Origin of the sequence: Methylobacterium haplocladii, from assembly GCF_007992175.1 — a bacterium.
Lineage (GTDB): Bacteria > Pseudomonadota > Alphaproteobacteria > Rhizobiales > Beijerinckiaceae > Methylobacterium > Methylobacterium haplocladii.
Genome location: NZ_BJZT01000014.1, coordinates 23,368 through 38,378 on the forward strand (window position 1 = coordinate 23,368; position 15,011 = coordinate 38,378).

Annotated in this window: 14 protein-coding genes; 11 read left to right on the forward strand and 3 right to left on the reverse strand. The window is 65.7% G+C overall.

The annotated features are described in order from the left end of the window. Window positions 1-102 precede the first annotated feature (102 nt). Window positions 103-1,716 carry a histidine kinase famiy protein gene (locus MHA02_RS07450; RefSeq protein ID WP_147078016.1) on the forward strand — a complete coding sequence of 538 codons (1,614 nt, stop codon included), beginning with the start codon at window positions 103-105 and terminating at the stop codon, window positions 1,714-1,716. 24 nt (window positions 1,717-1,740) lie between these two features. Further along, complete coding sequence (locus MHA02_RS07455; RefSeq protein ID WP_147078017.1) at window positions 1,741-2,052, forward strand: plasmid stabilization protein; 312 nt, start codon at window positions 1,741-1,743, stop codon at window positions 2,050-2,052. 161 nt (window positions 2,053-2,213) lie between these two features. Here the strand turns inward: MHA02_RS07455 and gyrA are convergent, their stop codons facing one another. Beyond that, window positions 2,214-4,964, reverse strand: coding sequence for a DNA gyrase subunit A (gene gyrA / locus MHA02_RS07460; protein ID WP_147078018.1), 2,751 nt, complete (start codon window positions 4,962-4,964; stop codon window positions 2,214-2,216). Window positions 4,965-5,357: 393 nt separating this feature from the next. On the opposite strand from gyrA, the gene ssb reads away from it, so the two are divergent. The 6 genes from ssb (at window position 5,358) to MHA02_RS07495 (ending at window position 12,347) form a co-directional block, all read left to right on the forward strand. Then, complete coding sequence (ssb, locus tag MHA02_RS07465) at window positions 5,358-5,936, forward strand: single-stranded DNA-binding protein (RefSeq protein ID WP_147078019.1); 579 nt, start codon at window positions 5,358-5,360, stop codon at window positions 5,934-5,936. 522 nt (window positions 5,937-6,458) lie between these two features. Then, a complete protein-coding gene (locus MHA02_RS07470; RefSeq protein ID WP_147078020.1) occupies window positions 6,459-7,700 on the forward strand; it encodes a tyrosine-type recombinase/integrase in 1,242 nt (413 codons plus the stop codon). Continuing rightward, window positions 7,697-9,292, forward strand: coding sequence for a tyrosine-type recombinase/integrase (locus tag MHA02_RS22630; protein ID WP_238180378.1), 1,596 nt, complete (start codon window positions 7,697-7,699; stop codon window positions 9,290-9,292). Before MHA02_RS07470 ends, MHA02_RS22630 begins: the two co-directional genes overlap by 4 nt. After that, window positions 9,292-11,304 (forward strand): hypothetical protein, encoded by a 2,013-nt coding sequence (locus MHA02_RS07485; protein ID WP_147078021.1) that lies wholly within the window; start codon window positions 9,292-9,294, stop codon window positions 11,302-11,304. Before MHA02_RS22630 ends, MHA02_RS07485 begins: the two co-directional genes overlap by 1 nt. Further along, window positions 11,288-12,163: a GNAT family N-acetyltransferase gene (locus tag MHA02_RS07490; protein WP_170249105.1), complete on the forward strand. Its 876-nt coding sequence runs from the start codon at window positions 11,288-11,290 to the stop codon at window positions 12,161-12,163. The genes MHA02_RS07485 and MHA02_RS07490 overlap by 17 nt, the downstream gene beginning before the upstream one ends. After that, window positions 12,141-12,347, forward strand: coding sequence for a hypothetical protein (locus MHA02_RS07495; RefSeq protein WP_147078023.1), 207 nt, complete (start codon window positions 12,141-12,143; stop codon window positions 12,345-12,347). The genes MHA02_RS07490 and MHA02_RS07495 overlap by 23 nt, the downstream gene beginning before the upstream one ends. Window positions 12,348-12,384: 37 nt before the next feature. Here the strand turns inward: MHA02_RS07495 and MHA02_RS22635 are convergent, their stop codons facing one another. After that, a complete protein-coding gene (locus tag MHA02_RS22635) occupies window positions 12,385-12,831 on the reverse strand; it encodes a hypothetical protein (protein ID WP_238180382.1) in 447 nt (148 codons plus the stop codon). Between the two features lie 6 nt (window positions 12,832-12,837). On the opposite strand from MHA02_RS22635, the gene MHA02_RS22640 reads away from it, so the two are divergent. The 3 genes from MHA02_RS22640 to MHA02_RS07510 all read left to right on the forward strand — a co-directional run bounded on the left by MHA02_RS22640 (window position 12,838) and on the right by MHA02_RS07510 (window position 14,519). Next, entirely contained in the window at window positions 12,838-13,434 is a 597-nt protein-coding gene (locus tag MHA02_RS22640; RefSeq protein WP_238180381.1) for a GSU2403 family nucleotidyltransferase fold protein, read from the forward strand. Between the two features lie 147 nt (window positions 13,435-13,581). Next, window positions 13,582-14,112, forward strand: coding sequence for a hypothetical protein (locus MHA02_RS07505; protein ID WP_147078025.1), 531 nt, complete (start codon window positions 13,582-13,584; stop codon window positions 14,110-14,112). After that, window positions 14,109-14,519, forward strand: coding sequence for a VPA1267 family protein (locus MHA02_RS07510; RefSeq protein ID WP_147078026.1), 411 nt, complete (start codon window positions 14,109-14,111; stop codon window positions 14,517-14,519). Before MHA02_RS07505 ends, MHA02_RS07510 begins: the two co-directional genes overlap by 4 nt. A 6-nt stretch (window positions 14,520-14,525) precedes the next feature. Here MHA02_RS07510 and MHA02_RS07515 read toward each other — a convergent pair whose 3' ends face one another. Further along, window positions 14,526-15,011: an SMI1/KNR4 family protein gene (locus MHA02_RS07515; protein ID WP_147078027.1), complete on the reverse strand. Its 486-nt coding sequence runs from the start codon at window positions 15,009-15,011 to the stop codon at window positions 14,526-14,528.

Consider the following 15,011-nt stretch of genomic DNA (forward strand, 5'->3'; position numbering starts at 1 on the left):
TCGGACAGATGATCGACAGGCCATCGCGTTCAGACTAACTTTTCCCATTGCGCCGGCAGGGCTGAGAAAAGGCTCGCTCTCTCCGGAGGGGAGGGAAAGCCTATGGACCCGTCTCCCGAGAAGCCGGCCAATCCAGCGCGCGCCGTCGTCGTCGAAGGGGCACCGGCCCAGATCCAGCGGCCGGAGGGCAACGTCTTCTTCGCCGCCGTCGAGATGACGCGGATGCCGATGGTCATCGCCGACCCGCGGCTGCCCGATACGCCGATCGTGTTCGTCAACAGCGCCTTCCTCACGATGACCGGCTACGCGCACCACGAGGTCGTCGGCCGCAACTGCCGCTTCCTGCAGGGGCCGGAGACGGACCGCGAGGCCGTCGCCGAGATCAGGCGCGCCATCGCCGGACGACGCGAGGTCGCTACCGAGATCCTGAACTATCGCAAGGACGGCTCGACCTTCTGGAATGCGCTGTTCGTCTCGCCGGTCTTCGATGCCTCGGGGGAGGTGGTGTATTTCTTCGCCTCGCAACTCGACGTGTCGCGTCGGCGCGATGCCGAGGACGCGCTCGGCCAGGCGCAGAAGATGGAGGCGCTCGGCCAGCTCACCGGCGGCATCGCCCACGACTTCAACAACCTGCTGCAGGTGATCCTCGGCTATGTCGACATCGTCGCCGCCGGGCTCGATAAGCCGGATGCCGACCGGGCGCGGCTCGGCCGCGCCACGGACAACATCCGCACGGCGGCCGAGCGCGCGGCCACGCTGACGCAGCAGCTCCTGTCCTTTGCCCGCAAGCAGCGGCTCGAGGGACGGCCGGTCAACCTGAACCAGCTCGTCCAGAGCATGGGTGAGTTGGCCCGGCGCACCCTGGGCGAGCAGGTCGATATCGAGACCCGGCTCTGTCCGGATCTCTGGACCTGCCGGATCGATCCGACCCAGGCCGAGGTCGCGCTGCTGAACATCCTGATCAATGCTCGCGACGCCATGCCGAACGGCGGCCGGCTCGTGATCGCCACCGAGAACCAGAGATTGCACGAGGGCATCGTCACGCATGCGCTGCGCGGCAGCCGGTTCGTCAGCGTCGCCATCACCGATACCGGCAACGGCATCCCGCCGGAGATGTTGGCGCGGGTGATGGACCCGTTCTTCACCACGAAGGAGGAGGGCAAGGGCACTGGGCTCGGCCTCTCCATGGTCTACGGCTTCGCCAAGCAGTCGGGCGGCACCGCGCAGGTCTCGTCCGTGATGGGTGAGGGTACGACCGTGCGGCTGTCCTTCCCGGCGAGCGTGGGCGACGACCGGCCCGAGCCTCCGCCTGCTCCGCTCGAGGCCGAGCGGTCCGGCACCGAGACGGTGCTGATCGTCGACGACCGCGAGGACGTGGCCGACTTGGCCAGGACGATCCTTCGCGATTACGGCTACACGACCCTCACCGCCGTCAACGGCCGCGAAGCCCTGCAGGTGCTGGAGACCCGCTCCGACATCGCGCTGCTGTTCTCCGACCTGATCATGCCCGGCGGCATGAATGGCCTGATGCTCGCCCGCGAGGCCCGTCGCCGCCGGCCCGACCTCAAGGTCCTGCTCACCACCGGCTACGCCGAGGCGAGCCTGGAGCGAACCGATGTGGGGGGATCGGAGTTCGAAATCCTGAACAAGCCCTATCGCCGGGCCGAGCTGGTCCGACGGGTTCGCAGCACGCTCGACGCCGTCACCGGCGGCTGAGCCGCATCACCGACGGAGGAAGCCATGCCGCGCGGCGACAAGTCGAAATACACCGACAAGCAGGTCCGCAAGGCCGAGGCGATCACCGAATCCTACGAGAACCGCGGCGTGCCCGAAGACGAAGCCAAGGCTCGCGCCTGGGCCACGGTCAATAAGGACGACGGCGGCGGCAAGCATCCGGGCGGTTCGGGCCGGGGCAAGTCGACCGACCACCCCGCTGCGCACAAGGGCGGCCGCAAGGGCGGCGCGGCATCGTCCTCTCGGACGGCGGAAGAACGCTCGGCTTCGGCGAAGAAGGCGGCGGCGACACGCAAGCGGAATGCGGCGGCAACGTAATGGTCGGCCCGATCATTCGGGTTCCAATCGATCCGCATCGGGCGATGCAGGCGCTCTCTCCTCCCTTGGGGGAGGGGAGAAACTGAACGTCCCGATCGGATCAATCGGAAGCGATCTCGATAATTCTCGGACCCACCGCCGCCGCCACTGCCCGACGGCGCTCAAGCCGGCTCGCTACCGCCTTCGTCTGCGACGTCCACCTCCATGCCATCCTCCCCCTCGATGTGCTCGACGGAGACGACGCGTTCGGCCTTGTCGGTGTTGAACACCTTCACGCCCTTCGATGCGCGGCTCACGATACGGATGCCGTCGACAGGCACGCGAATGAGCTGACCCGCATTCGTAACCAGCATGATCTGGTCCGATTCCTCGGCCGGGAACGAGGCGACCAGATCGCCGATCGGCGCTTTTTGATCGACCGCTTTCAGGCCCTTACCGCCGCGTCCGGATATTCTGTAGTCGTAGGACGAGGTGCGCTTGCCGAAGCCGCGTTCGGAAATCGTCAGCACGTACTGCTCCGCTGCGCTCATCTCCGTGTAGCGCTCGGCCGAGATGGCGGCATCAGCCACCTCGTCCTCAGCATCTCCGGCTTCGGGCTCTCCCGGCTCGCCGATCACGGCGCGCCGCATCTTGAGATAGCCGCCGCGCTCCTCTGGCGATGCCGGGAAATCGTTGAGGATCGCCATGGAGATCACCGCATCCCCGGCCCCGAGCGTGATGCCCCTGACACCGGTCGAGTCGCGGCCCTTGAAGACGCGCACGTCCTCGACAGGGAAGCGGATGCATTGACCCTTGGCCGTCGTGAGCAGCACGTTCTGCTCGGCCTTGCAGATCTCGACATGGACGATGTGGTCGCCCTCATCGAGCTTCATGGCGATCTTGCCGTTGCGATTCACGGTCGTGAAGTCGGAGAGCTTGTTGCGCCGGACGCCGCCCGAGGCTGTCGCAAACATCACGTCGTAATCGTCCCAGGTGGTCTCGTCCTCCGGCAGCGGCATGATCGTGGTGATGCGCTCGCCTTCCTTCTGCAGCTGCAGGATGTTGACGAGGGCCTTGCCCTTGGCGTTCGGCGCGGCAACCGGCAGGCGCCAGACCTTCTCCTTGTAGGCCTGGCCCTGGTCGGAGAAGAACAGCACCGGGGTGTGGGTGTTGGCCACGAACAGCCGGGTGACGAAATCCTCGTCGCGGGTCGACATGCCGGTGCGGCCCTTGCCGCCGCGGCGCTGGGCCCGATAGGTCGAGAGCGGCACGCGCTTGACGTAGCCGGCATGGGACACGGTGACGACCATGTCCTCGCGCTGGATCAGGTCCTCGTCGTCGACGTTCGAATCGTAGTCGAGGATGACGGTCTTGCGCGGGGTGGCGAAGGCTTCCTTGACCTCTGCCAGCTCCGTCTTGACGATCGCCTGGATGCGGGCGCGGGAGCGCAGGATGTCGAGGTAGTCGGCGATTTCTTCCGCGAGCTTCTTCAGCTCGTCGCCGATCTCGTCGCGGCCCAGAGCCGTGAGGCGCTGCAGGCGCAGATCGAGGATGGCGCGGGCCTGCACCTCGGAGAGCCGGTAGCTGCCGTCCTCCTTCACGCGGTGGCGCGGATCGTCCACGAGCGCGATCAGCGGCGCGATGTCGAAGGCCGGCCAATCGCGGCCCATCAGGGCCTCCCGGGCGGTGTTCGGATCCGGCGAGGTCCGGATGAGGCGGATGACCTCGTCGATGTTGGCGACCGCGATGGCGAGACCGCACAGGACGTGGGCACGCTCGCGCGCCTTGTTCAGAAGGAACTTCGTCCGCCTGGAAACGACCTCCTCGCGGAAGTCGATGAAGGCCGTGAGCAGGTCCTTCAGGTTCATCAGCTCGGGGCGGCCGCCGTTGAGCGCGACCATGTTGGCGCCGAACGAGCTCTGCAGCGGCGTGAACCGGTAGAGCTGGTTCAGCACCACCTCGGCCATCGCGTCGCGCTTGATCTCGACGACGATCCGCATGCCGTCGCGGTCGGATTCGTCGCGCAGATCCGAGATGCCCTCGATCCGCTTCTCCTTCACCAGCTCGGCGATCTTCTCGATCAGCGTCGCCTTGTTCACCTGATACGGGATCTCGGTGAAGATCAGCGCCTCGCGCTCCTTGCGCAGCTCCTCGATCTGCGACTTCGCCCGCATGATGATCGAGCCGCGGCCCGTGGCGTAGGCCTGCCGCGTGCCGGCGCGGCCGAGGATCGAGCCGCCGGTGGGGAAGTCGGGGCCGGGCACGATCTCGGTCAGCGCCTCGATCGTCATGCCCGGATCGTCCATCAGGGCGAAGCAGGCGTCGATCAGCTCGCCGAGATTGTGCGGCGGGATGTTCGTCGCCATGCCGACCGCGATGCCGCCGGCGCCGTTGACGAGGAGGTTCGGGAAGCGCGCCGGAAGAACCGTCGGCTCCTCGCGGGTGTCGTCGTAGTTCGCCTGGAAATTGACGGTGTTCTTGTCGATGTCCGCGAGCAGCGACATGGCGGGCTTCGCCAGCCGCGATTCGGTGTAGCGCATCGCCGCCGGCGGATCGCCGTCGACCGACCCGAAATTGCCCTGCCCGTCGATGAGCATCAGGCGCATCGAGAACTCTTGGGCCATGCGGACCAAGGCGTCGTAGATCGATTGGTCGCCGTGCGGATGGTACTGACCGATCACGTCGCCGACGATGCGGGCCGACTTCACGTAGCGCCGCTCGGGGAGGAAGCCGCTCTCGTAGGCCGAGTAGAGGATGCGCCGGTGCACCGGCTTGAGGCCGTCGCGCGCATCGGGCAGGGCCCGGCTCACGATCACGCTCATGGCGTAATCGAGATAGGAGCGGCGCATCTCGTCGGTGATCGAGACCGGCTTGATGTCGTTGGCCGGCGGCGTCGGAGGATCGCCCGCGCCGGACTTGTCGTTGTCTGCCAAGCTCTTGTGTCCGTCTATCGAGATGTCCGCGTTCGGGGTGGCGGGGCAGGGGCCTCGGCCGTTCGATGTCGCGCCCTTGGAAGACGCTCGCGGAGCTTAGAGAAGACCGTGTGATTTCAAGTGGTTAATTAGTCATTTCGCGGACCCGGCGCAACCCGCGCGCACGGTATCCGGGCACGGTTCGACAGCTAACAGGATCGCTCTGCGAAGACCATCGCCGACGGTGGATAGATCCGACGCTCCGCTTGCGGCGAATATCGAACAAATATAGAACAAACGCCGGCTGTGGTTGACGGGTACAAACTCCCCGGCCGGGTTGCCGCGGCGCGTTCCGCCCGCCATGAGTCCGGCCGGGCGAACGGCCCTCGTGAGATCGAACGGTAGGAGAGAGGCATGGCGGGCAGCGTCAACAAGGTGATCCTGGTGGGCAATCTCGGGCGCGATCCCGAAACGCGCCGGCTGGCCTCGGGCGATCCGGTGGTGAACCTCCGGCTCGCCACCTCGGAATCCTGGAAAGACAAGGCGAGCGGCGAGCGCAAGGAGAAGACCGAGTGGCACTCGGTCGTGATCTACAACGAGAACCTCGCCCGCGTGGCCGAGCAGTACCTGCGCAAGGGCTCGAAGGTGTACATCGAGGGCCAGCTCCAGACCCGCAAATGGACCGACCAGTCCGGCGTCGAGAAGTACACCACCGAGGTGGTGCTGCAGCGCTTCCGCGGTGAGATGACCCTCCTCGACGGTCGCGCCGGTGGCGGCGGCGACTTCGCCGGCAGCGACGACGACGGCGGCGGCCAGATCAGCCGCGGCGGCGATTATGGGGGTGGCGGCGGCGGCCGGAGCAGCGGCGGTGGCGGCGATTACGGCGGAGGCCGCTCCTCCGGCGGCGGCGACCGCAAGCCGGCTTCGGGTGGCGGCGGTGGATCTGGCGGTGGTCGCCCGAGCTACGATCTCGACGACGACATTCCGTTCTGAACCCCCGTCAAGAATTTTTGTCCACTCCATCGGGATTTCTCAAAAGGGTCAGTGCTTTAGAGCTGACCCTTTTTCTTAGGTCGTCCACTATTTTCGTCAGGAAAACCCCAGTCTCGGTAAAACGTCCACTATCTTATCTAAGTATCGAATATCATTGTTTTTTCTATGGACGCTTAGGCTTCCTTTCGACGCCGGATGCCTAGACGGCCTCACGGCCTCGGCCCGACCGGAGCGGATGCATTGCGGTCGACGAAATCCAGTCGCCGTGCGCATCGTCCACTGTCTCAGCCAAAGCATTGCAGGAGTTGATCTTTTCATTCCTACGATGTCGAAGCTGCGCCCTCGGCGGATTGGGTTTCCCGACAAAGGAACGGAAGAGGCACGTCGTCCACTCCGTGGTGGTATTTCAATCAAATCAATAACTTGAAGACTGTTCTCCGATGGTTCGCGTCCACTATCGCGTGGTCTTGTCTTCGTTAACCGGCTCGCTCCAGTCTTGGGCGCGAAGACCGGACCGCACCGATGACAAGCCCCCATCCAGAACCCCGGCCCTGGCGCCTCAAGACCCATACGATGCTGCCCGGCGAGCGGACCGTCACCGTGGTCGACCGGAACGGGATGCCCGTTTGGTGGCCCAACCTCTTCCACGCCTACGAGCTGCGGAACGCCGGCCGTAGCTATGCGACCCAGAAGCGGACGATGTCGGCCATCGTTGCCGCCTTCAACTGGGCAGAGGGCAGGGACATCGACATCGAGGCCAGGATCGCGAGCTTCGAGTACCTGGACTACGCGGATACCAAGAGTCTGCAGGCCCTTCTGAAGCTCAACGTCGCCTCCGAAAGGAAGGGGAGCCGACGAGCGGTCGGAAACGGCTACTGGGACGCGCGCTGCCGCGGGGTGCGCGACTACGTCCGCTGGCGCGCCGGGGAAGCGATGCAGCGGCTGATGCGCCCGGAGGCGCCCGACGCTCCGGCCATGCTGTACCGGATGGCCGGCGACGGGCTCGAACGGTTCGAGGAGACCCTGCTCTCCGGGATCGGCAACGACAACGAGACCGAGACGATGGGTCTCGACGAGTCCCAGCGGGCGTCGCTTCTGGAGGCGATCGTTCCGGGTAGTCCGACCAACCCGTTCGAAAAGCGCCACCAGTTCCGAAACTTCGCGCTGATCCTGTCCATCTACGAGATGGGGGCCCGCAACGGGGAGACTCTCGGCTTGAAGCGCGAGGACCTGCACCTGTACGGCGACGCGCCTTCCATCGAGATCCACCGGCGCCACAACGATCCCAAGGACCCGCGCAGCCGCCCACCGGCCACCAAGACCAAGGCTCGGCTTCTTCCGATCTCCGCCGCTCTCGCCGACGTCCTCGGTACGTGGCTGACGGACCACCGCAGCAACGTCTCGGTCTACCCGAACGCGGGGCCTTGCCCTTACGTCTTCCTTTCGGAGCGCGGCAGGCCCATCGCCTCCAACACCGTCGAGAGGATCTTCGTCGCGCTACGCAAGGTCGAGGGCATCCCGCCCTGGCTCACTGCGCACAAGCTGCGCCACACCTTCAACGACCGCTTCTCGGAATTGATCGACACCCTGCCCGAGGACGTGCTTCGCCCGGCCATCGAGGCACGCATGCGCAACTTCCTGAACGGATGGTCGCCGACCTCGGAGCAGGGCGAAAACTACAGGAGGCGGTTCGTCCGGACGAAAGCCCACGAACTCCTGTCGAAGCTCCAGAACCTCAGTGCCCTGGGAGCCGCACGCTCGTGAACGCACCGCTTCTCGGACCTCCGAAACGCCACGTTCCGATCCTCGTGCCCGCACCCCGCGAGGCTATCGAGGGCGACTACTACGGCAAGAGGGTCGTCCTGGACGGCCCGGTCTGGCAGCTCAACGACTTCGTTCATCCGGAATACGCTCTCGACTGGGCTTCGCTCGGATTCACCCACCGCGGCCTCGTCGAAGCCACTGCCGACTTCTTCGTCGAGAGGATCCAGACGTCTTCGGCGAGCAACGTCGTGAACCACTTCAACGCTCTGAAGCGTGTGAAGAAGCTGCGATCGTTCCAGGCCTGGTCGGCACCGCTCATCGCCTGGAACCAGCCGGAGCTCAACCAGACGCTCTTCTATGAAGCGCGCGACCAGGCCGGGTTCAGCCGGGGCGAGCTCAGCCATGTGCAGAGGTGGTTCGGCTTCTGCGCGAGACGCGATGGATCGGGCGTCAACCGGACCAGCGCCAGCATCCTCGAATCGATCTCGATCGGAGGGGAGCCGAAGGGCGTCGCCGTCCTGACCCTCGATCCCCAGGGCGGCCCGCTGGACGACGCCGAGACGACTGCCCTGCTGCAGGCGCTCGCCGCGGCATACGAGAAGGGCACGGTTCCGATCGCCGGCCTCGTCGCCGTTTGGCTCTGCGTCCTACTGGGTCCGAACCCGCGCATGCTGGCCATGATGCGCGACGAGGACTTCCGACGCGTCGATGGTCGGCATCCCGAGATTTCCGTCCCGAGGATCAAAGGCAAGGACGCTTCCGGCAGGACGCAGTTCAAGGTCCGCAAGCTCGACGAGCGCTTCGCCCGGATGGTCGAGGAGCTGATCGCCGCCAACGATGCGGCGCGGACCGGATCGGAATGGGAGAAGGACGGCTACGCCGCTGCCCTCTTCCCACGGCGGGAGCCGAACCCGCATCTCGCCGGTCGCCCTCAGCAGGCCTGGGCGATGCATCGCACGCCGCAGGAGATCAGTCTGCTCGTCGCGAGGACGGTGCGGTCGCTCGACGTCCGCTCTCCCCGAACCGGACAGACCCTGAAGGCGAGCCCGCGACGCTTCCGCTACACCTTCGCCACCCGTCTCCTGCGCGAGGGTGCCTCGCCGCAGGTCGTCGGCGAGCTGCTCGACCACAAGGATCTCCAGACGATCCGCGCCTATCTCAACCTCCGCGGCGAGCTCGTGGAGAAGCTCGATGCCGCCATGGCCATGGAACTCGCGCCGATGGCCCAGGCCTTCCTGGGCACTCTGGTCGGCTCGGAAGGTGAGGCGGTCCGCGGTGGTACGCGTGCCAGCCGGATCTTCGGTTCGGATCCATCGACTGCGGACGGTCTCGGCACGTGCGGAAGCTTCTCCTTCTGCGGCCTCGCCGCTCCCCGAGCCTGCTACACCTGCGCACGTTTCCAGCCATGGCTCGACGGGCCGCACGTCCGGGTTCTCGACGAGCTTCTCAGGCAGCGCGAGGAGCGGCGTGCGCGCGGCCTGGACGGGCGCCTCATCACGATGACGGACAATACCATTCTCGCCGTGGCGGACGTGATCCACCGTTGCGAGAATGCGAAACTCGAGCGGGCCACGTCCGCGGGAGAAGCCTGATGTCGCGTCCCGGACGAAGTCGGCGCGTCTCGCGCATCCGTAGCAGCGTGACCGCGACCCTCGGGGCCACGCCGAGGCAGAACTACGAGAGCTTCGTGGAGCACGGACGGCTTTCGTCCGCGTTCGGCGAGATCGTGTTCGACGATCACATCTGGCGGGTCGCGTCGAACACGAATCACCCCAACGGGCCTCCCGAGGGCAAGCTCTCCTTCACGGTGAAGTCGACCACGGACGATCCGGCCGCGCCGGCGATGGCGAAGAAATTCGCCGATTTCATCAAGAGCGTCGTCCGCCTCGACCAGGCCAGAAAACAGAGCCACATCGCCACCCACAACGACACGATCGCGGTTGCACGCCTTCTCCACGCGGTTTCGGCCGACATCGCCCATGATCCCTGCCTCTTCTCCACGTCGACGTTCAGACGAGCGGAGCAACTGGCGAAGACCGGCAGGATGATGTCGCGTTCGCCCTACAACGTAGGCCGCATCCTGCAGAAGCTCGGCAAGATCCTGACAGATGCCGGCATCACACCTCACCGCATCGATTACCGGAACACCACGCCGAGACCGTCCGAACGGCGTCCGGGTGCGGGAGAAGAGGATCCGCGCATGCCCGACGAGGCTGCCCTCGCAGCCTTGGCCCGCGCGTCTCAGCTGGTGTCGGCGCCTCCCGATGTTCTCCGGATGCGGATCGTCGAGCTTCTGTCCTGCGCGGCCTGGCGGATCAACGACATCCTGAGACTGCCGGTCGATTGCGAGGTCTTCGAGCCCGCGACGAGAAATGGGCGCCCCCTGCTCGACGCGGAAGGCAGGCAGATCCTGCGATACGGCATCCGCTACCTCGGATCGAAGGGGTTCGTGGGTGACGTGAAATGGATCCCGACGGCGATGGTGGACGTCGCTCGTCGCGCCATCGGGCAGATCCGGGAACTGACGGCCGAAGCCCGTAGGACCGCCGAATGGATGGAGAGGCATCCGGGCCGAGCTTGGCTGGCCGACCCCTTCAAGCTGGCGTCGCCCGATCGCATCCTGACGGGCGAAGAATTAGTTCGAGCGCTCCAGCTGAACGCGGCGACGGGCGTGGGAGCCTACGCGAGGACCAACCACATTCCGCTATCGTCCTGCTCGACGGCGCACATCTGGCGCTACCGCGTGGGAGACGTCGAACGGGCGCTTCTAGGACGGCACAAGGCGATCCAGGGCAAAGCGGCCCTGAAGCGATCCGAGTATCTGCTGCTCATCCAGCGGAACTTCCTGAATGCACAACGCGGCATCTGTCCCTCCGTGATCGACATCGTCCAGGACCATCACGTGCGGGACTTTCTGAAGAGCCGCGGCAATTGCCTGTCGATCTTCGAACGCTTCGATCTTCGGGATTCCGATGGAAGGCCCTACGCGCTTCTGACCCACCAGATCCGGCACTTCCTCAACACGATCGCGGCCGAGGGCGGCCTCGGCGAGGTGGAGCGCGCCACGTGGTCGGGCCGGTCCGATATCCGGTCCAACGATGTCTACGACCACGAGTCGGCAAGCCAGCTCGCGGATAAGGCCAGGGCACTCCTGGAGACGGGTAGGATGCACGGACACGTCGCGGATACCTACCGACGCATGGCCCCGGTGGATCGGAAGGCCTTCTCGCTCGTCCAGCTGGCGACGGTGCACACGACGGATATCGGGATGTGCACGCACGATTGGGGTACGGCCCCATGCCCACACCACGGCGCGTGCGCCGACTGCCGCGACTGCGCAGTCGTCAAGGGCGATCCCGTCCACCGAGCCCGCATCGAGCTGCTCCTGGCGGAGGAGGAGACCACGCTGGCCCGCGCGCTCGTCGAGATCGGGAAGGAGACCTACGGGGCCAGCAACTACGTCGAGCATCACCGCCGCATGGTCGGCGGCTACAGGCGAATGCTGGCCATCCACGACGACCCCGACATCGAGGATGGCGACGTGGTGCAGATGGAGCCCGAGCCGGAGCGCCGCGGTCTGCTGGAGGATGCGCAGCTGGTCTGAGGTCGGCCGGCCGATTGCGATTTGCGCCTTCCCGCATCAGGCTGAGGTTATGCCTGCCGCAACTTCCCCGCTCGGATGGCCCTCGAAGTTCCGGGATACAGATGCCTGCTACTTCCATCCGGAACCGACCGAAGAGGTCGCGGCATGGTGGAACCGCCGATTCTATGCGACGTCGGGCATCTTCCCGGAAGATTTCGTAGCATCGCTGACCGCCGGTACTCCCGGTCGGACGAGCGGCTGGTTCCGTCATATCGATCCCATCGCCGAGTCTTTCGAGTTCGACATGACGGGGGTGGCGGCCGACAAGACCACGATCTTCTTCAAGCACAAGCGTTTCGAGATCGCATCGGGTCGCGTAGGTGATGGCGAGACGAGGGTTTGGCCGGACTGGCAGGAGAAGGGCATCGGAACCCAGCTGATGTCCAACCTCGTAGAGCTCGCCCGACGCATCGAGCTGGACCGCATCGAGATCGAGGCGCAGGACATCGGACGCTATGCATGGCTGCCGCTCGGATTTCTTCCCGAGAGAACGGCATGGACTGATCGGATCGTGCCGCCGGCGCGGCGCAGATTGGCCCTGGCACGGATGGCTGGCCATATCGAGGAAGACGCATACCGGCACGCGATGCTGACGTTGGAGGACACCGATGCCCGCGCGATCCGCCGACTGATGGAACTGCGGCAGCTCGTTCCCGGCATCGCGCGCGATGGATCTGCGGTCGATGTTCCGCTGTTCAAGGCACTCATGCTACAAGCAGGTACCGACTGGTTCGGATCCTTCAATCTGAGGGATCGTGACTCGTTGGCGCTTTTCGAAGCCTGGAAGGCCGGCCACGATGCGCGACATCGACCGAAATGACAGGTCCGGACAGGACGTGCCGGACTACGATGCGCTTCAGGACCCTGCATATCTGCGTGTCCTGCGCGACGTAAACGGCAGGTACGCTCGTCTGAAGAGGATCGAGCCGATGCCGGTCTTCATGGGCACGGCGGACGGTCCGGCGTCGCGCGTTGCCGAGCGCGTGCCGCTGAAGACGGCTTGATCGCGTCCTCGATCACGAAGGCCCTTGCGAATCGGTTTTACCATAAATAACCTGACCACGGATTTGATGTGGTGAGGTCATGAGCGGCTTGGATCCGTTCGACGTGGACGAGGAAGAGACCCTCGAGAAACTCGAGCGGCTCTGGGCCGCCTTCGAGGCGGCCTCGTCCGAGGCCTCCCGATACGCCGGTAGCCTGGGTTGGAAGACGAATTCCGGCCAGGAGTACCTGACCCACACGGTCAACCTCCGCTACGAGGGCAATCGCCAACGCACCCGCTCGCTCGGCCCGCGCTCGAAGGAAACCGAGCGCCGGAAGTCCGAGTTCGACACCGGCCGCGAGCAGGCGAGGGCGGAGCTCGATAGAATACAAGCCCGTCTGGATACGCACGCACGCGTCCTCAAGGCTCTTCGGATCGGTCGCGTTCATGCCGTTACGGCGCGCTTCCTCCGCGAGCTGCGCGGCGAGGGCTTCGGAGCCGAACACTTTAGGATCGGCGGCGCTGCGGCCCTGTCGGCCTACGAGGTCAGGTCCCGGGTCCGGATGCCGATCGCCGAGGAAGGCGATGCGGATTTCGACCTGTTGCCGACCGAGCTCTTCGTCCGGGACCGGCAGCTTTTCGAAGCGATCGCGTCCCGCAAGATCTTCGGGCCCGTCGAGGTCGACGGCGATCGCATGGCGCTTGGCCGCGGCGTGCTCTTTCGTCTGCTTTCCAGCGACACGGCGGACGAGTGGACCCGCTCGCTGTGTCGCGCCCGAGCCGCCGATGAGGAAATCGAGGCCATGCGATGGGCTTTCGAGGTGCCTGCCGGCCTGCCGATGGTCGCCGCGGGCGTCGACGGCACTCCGGCGCCGATCCCGGCACTCGATCCCAGGGCGTTCGCGATCCTCGCCTTGGTCGAGGTCCGCTACTTCGCGGGCCGATCCGGAGCGGTACGGCTCGCGGCACAAGCCGCGGCGGCGGCCGGCATCGCGGCCGAGGTCGCTCCCGAACCGTTCGAGCGCGGCCATCTCGCGCTCTTTCCGGAAATTGCCGGCGCCATCGAAGGAGGCGGCCATGACGACGACCGAAACATGATGCGCCCGTAGCGGGCGCGATCCACCCATCCCGAAGCCCTGTTTCGAAGGAACGACGCCATGCAGACGCAGGCGGCGAAGGAACGGTTGCGCCCACGTGCACCCTTTCGAAATAAGGAATGGCCGAGGTTGATCCCCTATGCCGGGAGCACTCCTCACATGCGTCGCAAGGCGGTCTCTCCCGAGACCTCGAAGGTACGTCCGAAGAAGCGCCGTCAGCTGACGTCCGAAATCCGTCATTGGTTCGCCGCCGAGATCGCCGTTTGGCCGCACGACCCGCAGCTTCCCCTGACCTGGGAGAATCTCGTCGCGAAGGGCGCGGCCCTGCACCGGTGGACGTGGAGCAGGAGCGGTCTCTCCCGCTGCCCGGAGATCGCCGCCGCCTTCGGGAAGCGGAGCGGCGAGCTCGCAGCCGGCCGGGACCGAACGCCGAAGAATCCCGCCCGTGCGGACGAGGTGCGCACCCGGGCGAGGCTGTTGGCCCAGATCGCCCAGCTGAAGGCCGAGAACGAGAAGCTCCTCCGTCAGTTCCGAACGTGGCAGAAGAACGCCCACGCCAGGAACATCACGGTCGACGATCTGAACGAGCCTTGGGACGAAGTCGACCGGGGGCAGACGGATCTCGGACTGCGTGCGAAGAAGGGGCTGTCCCTGCCGCAGCACGTGCCGTCCCGACCAAAGAAGCGATGACAGGTGAATCCGGACGCGAGATCGGAGAGCGGAACGTTGCCGCCCTGCGCGCCTACCTCGACGGGCTGCAGGTCGCCGGCGAGCCGATCCCGGAGCGCAACGGCAGGCCGAACCTCTCGGCCATCGCGATCGCCTGCGGGTTCGACCGGCAGACCCTCTACAAGAACCAGGCGGCGAAGGTGCTGCTCGAGGAGGCCCTCGGCCGGCTGGGAACGGCGCTACCGTCCGATCAGGCATCCGACGAGCCGGAGGCGAAGCCGAAGGCCGACCGCCGCGACCGGCGAATCCTGCAACTTGAGCAGCACAACGCGGCCCTGAGGGCCGAGGTGCGTGGTCTTCGGGAGCAGCTCGCGCGGTATCGGCACGTCGAAGAGGCCATGATCTCGGGGCGCGGCTTCAGGACTTGACCACCTTCAAACGAGGTTCGGCATGGTGGCGGGGCGGCAGTCGTCTTCGAGAACGCCGGCGAGGAGCTTCTCGAACGACTGAGCCACTTCGACCACCGATCCTTGATCGTGGATGCCGAAGCGCACGAGAACGACGGGCGGTTCATCCTTTCCAGGCGCGTAGTCGAGGGCGAAGGACCAGCCGTTGGCGCATTCCGATATGAAGACGAGACCTGGGAAGACGGCCCGATACTGATCGTTGGCCTCGTCGATCGTCCATCCGCCGTCTTCATTCTCGCCGAACGGGTAGAGCTGGCCGATGCCTATGACATCGTAGCCCGTCGAGAATCGGTCGTCGCGGAACGCCACGTTGTCGGGTTCGGGACACGCTCCGTCGTGCAGGGCCACGATGGCCTTGTAGGCCGGAGGGAAGATAATTCCTCGCGACGTTTCGAAGGCGGCGAGCCGTTTCGGATCGACCGGCCTTCCGGATCTCCAGTTGGCGACGGGCAT

Coding starts and splice junctions, on each gene's coding strand:
- MHA02_RS07450 (WP_147078016.1), top strand. CDS start 103: ATGGACCCGTCTCCCGAGAAGCCGGCCAATCCAGCGCGCGCCGTCGTC.
- MHA02_RS07455 (WP_147078017.1), top strand. CDS start 1,741: ATGCCGCGCGGCGACAAGTCGAAATACACCGACAAGCAGGTCCGCAAG.
- ssb (WP_147078019.1), top strand. CDS start 5,358: ATGGCGGGCAGCGTCAACAAGGTGATCCTGGTGGGCAATCTCGGGCGC.
- MHA02_RS07470 (WP_147078020.1), top strand. CDS start 6,459: ATGACAAGCCCCCATCCAGAACCCCGGCCCTGGCGCCTCAAGACCCAT.
- MHA02_RS07485 (WP_147078021.1), top strand. CDS start 9,292: ATGTCGCGTCCCGGACGAAGTCGGCGCGTCTCGCGCATCCGTAGCAGC.
- MHA02_RS07490 (WP_170249105.1), top strand. CDS start 11,288: ATGCGCAGCTGGTCTGAGGTCGGCCGGCCGATTGCGATTTGCGCCTTC.
- MHA02_RS07495 (WP_147078023.1), top strand. CDS start 12,141: ATGCGCGACATCGACCGAAATGACAGGTCCGGACAGGACGTGCCGGAC.
- MHA02_RS07505 (WP_147078025.1), top strand. CDS start 13,582: ATGCGTCGCAAGGCGGTCTCTCCCGAGACCTCGAAGGTACGTCCGAAG.
- MHA02_RS07510 (WP_147078026.1), top strand. CDS start 14,109: ATGACAGGTGAATCCGGACGCGAGATCGGAGAGCGGAACGTTGCCGCC.
- MHA02_RS07515 (WP_147078027.1), bottom strand. CDS start 15,011: ATGCCCGTCGCCAACTGGAGATCCGGAAGGCCGGTCGATCCGAAACGG.